Raw genomic sequence first — 7,500 nt, forward strand, 5'->3', positions numbered from 1 at the left:
GGCCTTCGAACACGTCGATGCCCGCCAGCCGGGCGTGTGCCCGCCCCAGGCCCGGCGCATGGCGCAGCGCGGCTTCATAGGCGGCGCGGGCGGCAGCGACATCACCGACATCCTCTTCCAGCTGGCCGAGATTCTGCCAGGCCAGCACGAAGCCCGGCTGCAGGGCGAGCGCGGCCTGCAGGCTGGCGCGGGCGCCGGCCACGTCGTGCAGCACCTCGGCCTTCACTGCCGCCATGTTGAGATGCGCCTGCTCCGGCTCGGCCAGCCCGGCCTCCACGGCGCGGCCATAGGCGGCCAGGGCTGCCTCCGGCTGCAGCACCTGGCGCAGGCAATAGCCAAGGTTGAACCAGGCATCGGCGTCATCGGGGTGCTGATCGACCCAGGCCTTGAGCAGGTGCGAGGCATCGGCATAACGGCGGGCGGTCAGGGCCTGGCCGATCATGTCGGGCGAGAGCGTGGCGTCGGTCATGGCCCGTGCTTTTTCACGGGTGGCCGCAAAAGGAAAGGCTTCAGGCGATGATTTCGCGCGCGCGCAAGGTCGCCAATATGCGCTCCACCGCCTGATCAACGCTCTCCTCGTCGGCCTTGATCAGGATATCGGGGGCGTGCGGCCGTTCATAGGGGCTGTCGAAGCCGGTGAAATTGCGAATCTCCCCGGCCTTTGCCTTGGCATAAAGCCCCTTGGGATCGCGTGCCATGCACAGCTCGATCGGCGCATCGACGAAGATTTCGAGGAAGCGATCGCCGCCGACCAGTTCGCGCGCCAGCTGGCGTTCGGCCTGGAACGGCGAAATGAAGCTGCAAGTGGTAATCAGGCCGGCATCGGCCATCAGCCGCGCCACTTCGCCGATGCGGCGGATATTCTCCACCCGGTCGGCATCGGTGAAGCCCAGATCGCGATTGAGGCCGTGGCGGATATTGTCGCCATCCAGCGCATAGGTGTGGCAGCCCAGCGCCGCCAGCCGCGCCTCGACGGCGCTGGCGATGGTGGACTTGCCCGAGCCCGACAGCCCGGTAAACCACAGCACCGCCGGCTGATGGCCCTTCAGCACGCTGCGCTGCGCCTGGCCTACAGCCATCGCCTGCAAGTGAATATTGGCCGCCCGCCGCAGCGGGTGGACGATCATGCCAGCGCCCACCGTCTGGTTGGTGAAGCGATCGACGAGGATGAAGCCGCCGGTCTGGCGGTTTTCGGCATAGGGATCGAAGGCCAGGGGTGCAGCGCTGTCGAGATTGGCCAGCCCGATCTCGTTCATGGCCAGCGTGCGGGCCGGGCGCGGCTCACCGCTGGTCACATCGATGCGATGCTTGAGCTGGGTGACGCTGGCGAGGCAGGTGAACGGACCGGCGCGCAGATGATAAGGGCGGCCCGGAATCAGCGCGTCCTCGTGCAACCACAGCAGGTTGGCGGCGAACTGCTGGGCGACATCCGGGCGGGCCTGCGGCGGCACCAGCAGATCGCCGCGCGACACGTCGATCTCGTCAGCCAGCACCAGCGTCACCGCCTCGCCTGCTTCCGCCTCCGCCACGTCGGCATCGGCGGTGACGATGCGCGCCACCGTGCTGCTGGCGCCCGATCGCGCCACCACCACCGGATCACCCACGGCGATGCGGCCACTGGCCAGCGTGCCGGCAAAGCCGCGGAAATCCGCGTTCGGCCGGTTCACCCACTGCACCGGAAAGCGCAGCGGCTGGCCGTCGCTGTCGGCGCCGATATCCACCTGCTCCAGATGCTGCAGCAGGGTCGGGCCATCATACCAGGGCATGGCGGAAGCCGGCGCGGCAACATTGGCACCGGCCCGCGCCGCCATCGGGATCGGCGTGATCCCGGCAAAGCCCAGGCCGGCTGCCGTCGCCTGATAATCGGCGACAATCTGGCGGAACACGGCTTCATCGTGATCAACCAGGTCCATCTTGTTCACCGCCAGCACGACATGGCGGATGCCGAGCAGCGACAGGATCAGGCTGTGGCGGCGCGTCTGCGGCAGCAGGCCCTTCCTCGCATCGACCAGCACGATGCCCAGATCGGCGGTCGAGGCGCCGGTCGCCATGTTGCGCGTATATTGTTCGTGGCCCGGTGTGTCGGCGACGATGAACTTGCGCGCTGGTGTCTCGAAAAAGCGGTAGGCCACATCGATGGTGATGCCCTGCTCACGCTCGGCCTCCAGGCCATCGAGGAGCAGCGCAAAATCAATCTCTTCGCCGGTGGTGCCATGCTTGCGGCTGTCGCGCGCCAGGCTGACCAGCGTGTCTTCCATGATCAGCTGGGTGTCGTGCAGCAGCCGGCCGATCAGGGTCGATTTGCCATCGTCCACCGATCCGCAGGTAAGAAGGCGCAATACGCCGCCGGGAGCTGACCTGCCCATCAGAAATAGCCCTGCCGTTTCTTCTTCTCCATCGAACCGGCCTCGTCGTGATCGATCACCCGGCCCTGGCGTTCGGAGGTGCGGGCGGCGGCCATTTCGGCGACCACTTCCGGCAGCGTCGCCGCATCGGATTCCACCGCACCGGTGAGCGGGTAGCAGCCCAGGGTGCGGAAACGGATGCGGCGCATTTCAGGCTGCTCGCCGGGCGCCAGCGGCAGGCGATCATCGTCCACCATCAACAGCACGTCGTCGCGCACAACCGTGGGGCGCTCGGCCGCGAAATAGAGCGGCACCACCGGGATCGCCTCTTCGGCGATGTAGCGCCAGATATCGAGCTCGGTCCAGTTGGAGAGCGGGAAGACACGCATGGACTCATTCGGGCCCAGCCGCGTGTTGAACATGTTCCACAGTTCCGGGCGCTGGTTGCGCGGATCCCAGCCCTGGTTGGCGTCGCGATGCGAGAAGATGCGCTCCTTGGCGCGGCTCTTCTCCTCGTCGCGGCGGCCGCCGCCGATGGCAGCATCGAAGCGGCCCTGGTTCAGCGCCTGCAACAGGCCCTCGGTGCGCATCACTTCGGTGTGCAGCGCCGATCCATGCACGAAGGGGCTGAGGTTGCGGGCCCGTCCAGCCTCGTTGACATGGACGCGGATATCGATGCCGAGCGCATCACGCAGATCATCGCGGAAGCTGCCCATGGCCTGGAATTCCCACAGGCTGTCGATGTGCAGCAACGGAAACGGCGGCCGCGCCGGCCAGAAGGCCTTCAGCGCCAGGTGCAGCATCACCGTTGAATCCTTGCCGATCGAATAGAGCATGACCGGATTGCGGAATTCGGCAGCGACTTCGCGCAGGATATGGATGGACTCCGCCTCAAGCCGGGCGAGGTGCGGCGACAGCGGGGCCGACCGCTGGTGGCGCACGCCGCCTGCCGCCGGTTGGAAGCGGCGGGCATAATCTTCGATCGATGGCGGCAGGATGACCATGGCCGCTGTCTGGCCGGGAATGGCCCAAAAGAAAAGGGGGCGGGCCAATGGCCCACCCCCAAGAGTTTCTTGATCTTGCTAAAGGATCAGAACTTCACGCCCAGCGTGACGTTGTAGCGGCGGCCCAGCGCGTCGTAGGTCGACGGATAGGTGTTGCCGCTGTTCTGGCCGGTGGTGCCCAGCGTCGAACCGACGATCGGCGGCTTCTTGTCGAACAGGTTGGCCACGAGCAGGTCGAGGCTGACGTTGTCCATGATCTTGAAGCCAGCGCCCATGTCAAAGTAGCTGTAGGCGCTGATCCGGTTGAAGTTGTAGGTACGACCCACCAGCGGACCCGAACCGGTGATCACGCCATTGAAGCGCGGAGCCAGCAGCAGGGCACCCGTCGCCGGGTTGCGGTTGTCTTCATAGCGCATGTTGCCGATGTAGCGCCACAGCAGGAAGACATTGGCCGGACCGAAGTCCAGACCAGCCCGCGCGTTGTGCGTCCACTTCGGCTGGATGGCGCCGTTCGACACACCGCAGTTGACCGAATACTGGCCGATGCACTCGCGGTTGAGCGCGGTTGCCGAGGCACGGAAACGGTTACGCAGCGTGTAGGTGCCGTTGAAGTTCAGGTTGAGCTTCGCGAAACCCACATCAGTCGCGTAATTGGCCGAGAGATCGATACCCGAGGTTTCGAAACGACCACGGTTCGTCAGCGGCTGCGGCAGGCCGAAAGTCGTGCCCGTCGGACCAGACAAGCGGCCATTCACCGGGTTACGACGGATCTCCGTGCAAGCCGGATTGGTTGCCGACGTCGCCGTGATATTATCGAAGCAAGCGCTGATGATATCACCCGGCGTGGCGGCAGCGATGGCCGTGTTGACCTTCACATTGAAGTAATCGACGGTCAGCGCGAAGCCCGGCAGGAACGACGGCGTCAGCACACCACCGATGGTCCAGGTGTCGGCGATTTCCGGACGCAGGTTCGGGTTGCCGCCGCCAGTGGCGTTGGCCTGGCCAGCCGCCGGGTCCTGAATGCTGCCAGCAGCAATCTGGTTCGCCGTGGCGCCCTGCGCAATGCAGACCGCCGTGAGGTTGGCGTTGCCCTGGGCCTTGGTGCCCGAGCACGGATCAACCGCGAGGCTGGTCAGGCCGGTCGCGACCGGCGCGAACAGTTCGCCGATGTTCGGCGAGCGGGCAGCGCGGTTGTAGCCGCCGCGGAACTTGATGTCGTTGGACGGCGCCCACGACGCACCCAGCTTCCAGGTGGTGGTATCGAACGACGGATTGCCCGGCGCGTTGATCGAGTAGTGCGACTGGCGGATACCGCCTTCCAGCGCCAGCGACTTGAAGAACGGCTTGTCTTCAACCAGCGGCACGTTGACTTCGGCGAAGCCTTCGTAAACGTCGTAACCGCCGGTGAAGGGCAGCACCGCGCCGCCGCCGCCGCCCAGTTCGCCCGGCACCTGGCTCAAATTGTCCGGGGTCCGGCGATAGGTGTAGTTGCGATACTCGGCACCGACCGCGAAGCTGATCGGGTTGGCCGCCGACGGGATGGTGAGACCCACGTCGCCGTTGATGACGCCACGCACCTGGCCAAGGCCGGTGTCAACCGCAACGGTGGACTGGCCACGGATGTAGTTAGCCATTGCCGGGGTGATCGAGCCCGGGCCGCCGAACAGGTTCAGCGGGACGCAACCACCAGCAATCGTGCGGCAAGCCGTGGTGTTGTCGGCCAGCAGGGCCTGGGACACGCGCGACTTCAGCGTGTAGCCATCGAGGTTCTGGACCTGGTTCGACTGGCCATAGGAGGCGCTGACGTCGAAGCGGATCGAGCTGGTGATGTCGCCGCGCACGCCGACCTTGTAGTCGAACAGGGTGGTGACGAAGTTGCTGGTGCGCGGACCCACTTCAACCGTACGGCGATACACGGCCGGGATGACGAAGGTAGCGGTCGAACCCACCGAGCAGTCCAGCGTCGGGATGGCAGCGCAGATGGTGGCGCGCTGACCAGCCGAGATGAACGGGTTGTTGATGTTCGTCGTCAGCGATTCACCGAAGACGCCCGACGGGGCAATGATGGTCTTGACGCTGTTCTTGGAGAACATGCCGCGGCCATAGACTTCGATGCCGTCGGCAATTTCATACTTCGCCTGGGCGAAGATGTTGAAACGCTCGAACGGGGTCTGGAAGATGTTGAACGGCGCGAAGTTGAAGCCGTCCACATTGGCAGGAACAAAACCATCGCCATTGGGCGTGTTCTGCAACAGGAAATCCTGCTCGCCAGTGAAGTCGAAGCTGGTCGGCGTGTCGGTCGGCGAACCGCCGGCGGCGCGGCCGTTGGCCGAGCTGATCTGGAACAGGGAGAAGTCGCGGTCACCCTGATAGACCGGATCGGTCTTCTGGTAACCCAGGCTGATCACCGCGTTGCCCTTGCCGTCGGCAAAGTCACCGCCCATGGTGACGTCGGCGCGGAAGCGGTTGCCGTCGCCACGCTCGGTCAGGCCATAGGACACGCGGGCATCGAAGCCGGTGAAGTTCTGCTTGGTGACGAAGTTCACCACGCCCGACACGGCGTCGGCGCCGTAGGTGGTCGAAGCACCGCCGGTCAGCACGTCAACGCGGCTGATCAGCGCCAGCGGGACGTTGTTCAAGTCGAAGATGCCGCCCGAGCCGAACGGCACGATGCGATCGCCGTCGATCAGCGCCAGGTTGCGCTGCGAGCCGAGGCCGCGCAGGTTGATCGTGGAGGCGCCGCCGTTACCGTTGTTCACGGCCGAGCCGATGGCCGGAACAACGCCCGGCAGGTCGCGCAGCAGTTCTTCGGCGTTCTGGATCTGGCGAGCCTGAATGGTCTGCTCGCTCACCACGTTCACCGGGCTGGACAGCTGCAGGTTCGGGTTCTTGATCAGCGAGCCGGTGACGACGATGGTGCCTTCTTCATCGGCAGCGGCGTCGGCAGCGGCGGTCTGCTGGGCAAAGGCCGGCTGGCTGGCCAGCAGCGCGACGGCCACGAGGGCGGAGCTGCCAATGAGCGCCTGCCGCTTCAAGGTGTTGGTCCTCACGTGTGCATCCTTCTTCTGAACAAAATGAGTGTGCGTTGCGCGATGCCGGCGGGAAGACGTCCCCATCCCCTTGTTCCCCCGACATCGTCTGCCCGACCGAAACCGGACAGCGCACGTCAAGCCCTCTTTGGGCCTGCGTCGTTCCATGTTGGATGGCTTGTCCTAAGTCAAACGCCTCAGGCCGTGGCAGCGACAATCCGGCAGGGGGTGTTGCAGACGCGCAACAATATTGTCGCATTGGCCGGGCGGGCCGGGACTCAGGCCGCCGAAAAGCCGGCCAGGCCCTGCCCGTGTTCATCCAGTTCGCGCACCCAGCGGCGGATCAGATCGCGCTCGGCCAGGCCGATATACGGGTTCCAGGCATCGACGATCAGGATGGCGCGCAGCTGATCGCTGGGGTTGAGCGCCTCGTGCTCGATGGTGTCGTCAAAGGCCCAGGCTTCACCCTCGATCCACGGCCTGGTCTCGTTGCCGACACGGAAGGTGCAGCCATCGGGGACGATCAGCGGCAGGTGGATGATGGAGCGGATGTTGGTGGCGCCGGTGTGCGGCGGTATCCGCGTGCCGGGCTTGAGCAACGAGAAGAAGGCGACCGGACCACGCCCCGGCAGATCGAGCAGCGGCAACGTGTCGAGCAGCGCCGCCGTCTGCGGGCAATGTTCCCGCATCGCCGGATTCGGCACGCCATGTTCGATGAAGAAGGTCGCGGCCCAGGCATCGCTGTGATTGAGTTCGCTCCACTGGTTCACCGGCGCGCCGCGCGGATAGCGCACATAGGGGGCAAAGCCGCCACCGCCCGCCGCCAGCAGCGCCTGCAATTCAGCGCGGATGACCGGAGTCGCGGCCTCCAGCTGCGGCAGCCAGGGGAACAGCGCGCGATCGAAATACTGGATGGCCGGCAGATAGGGATAATTCAGCACCAGCGGCTGGTGGACATAGGCGCGGCGCCGGCCAAGCTGGATATCCACCGCATGGCGGAACCGCTCGGCCTCGACACCTGCCGCCAGCGACGCCGCATCGGTCAGTACGGCATCAAGCCGCGACGCCAGGCTCGCCGTTTCCGCGGCCACCGCGGCCCGCGCGTGCGCCAGCCCGGCCTGG

Annotated in this window: 5 protein-coding genes (1 of these 5 only partly in view); all 5 read right to left on the reverse strand. The window is 65.7% G+C overall.

What is annotated here, in order from left to right:
- The coding region (locus GJ693_RS03760; protein ID WP_156255002.1) for a tetratricopeptide repeat protein at positions 1 to 469 on the reverse strand (469 nt) is incomplete at its 3' end.
- Between the two features lie 40 nt (positions 470 to 509).
- Positions 510 to 2,339: a sulfate adenylyltransferase subunit CysN gene (gene cysN / locus GJ693_RS03765; protein ID WP_328598815.1), complete on the reverse strand. Its 1,830-nt coding sequence runs from the start codon at positions 2,337 to 2,339 to the stop codon at positions 510 to 512.
- 26 nt (positions 2,340 to 2,365) lie between these two features.
- Positions 2,366 to 3,349, reverse strand: coding sequence for a sulfate adenylyltransferase subunit CysD (cysD, locus tag GJ693_RS03770; RefSeq protein WP_156255004.1), 984 nt, complete (start codon positions 3,347 to 3,349; stop codon positions 2,366 to 2,368).
- A gap of 86 nt (positions 3,350 to 3,435) precedes the next feature.
- The gene (locus GJ693_RS03775; protein WP_156255005.1) at positions 3,436 to 6,399 is read right to left on the reverse strand and encodes a TonB-dependent receptor domain-containing protein; all 2,964 of its coding nucleotides are present in this window, start codon (positions 6,397 to 6,399) and stop codon (positions 3,436 to 3,438) included.
- 257 nt (positions 6,400 to 6,656) lie between these two features.
- Positions 6,657 to 7,500 carry the 3' portion of an aspartyl/asparaginyl beta-hydroxylase domain-containing protein gene (locus GJ693_RS03780; RefSeq protein WP_156255006.1) on the reverse strand. The gene runs 341 nt beyond the window's last position, so the window shows 844 of its 1,185 coding nt (coding positions 342–1,185); its start codon lies off the right edge, out of view; the stop codon is at positions 6,657 to 6,659.

Origin of the sequence: Sandarakinorhabdus oryzae, from assembly GCF_009733735.1 — a bacterium.
GTDB classification, from domain to species: domain Bacteria; phylum Pseudomonadota; class Alphaproteobacteria; order Sphingomonadales; family Sphingomonadaceae; genus Sandarakinorhabdus; species Sandarakinorhabdus oryzae.

What these genes read in the sequence shown, in the direction of transcription:
- cysD (WP_156255004.1), bottom strand. Translation starts at nt 3,349, where the DNA reads ATGGTCATCCTGCCGCCATCGATCGAAGATTATGCCCGCCGCTTCCAA.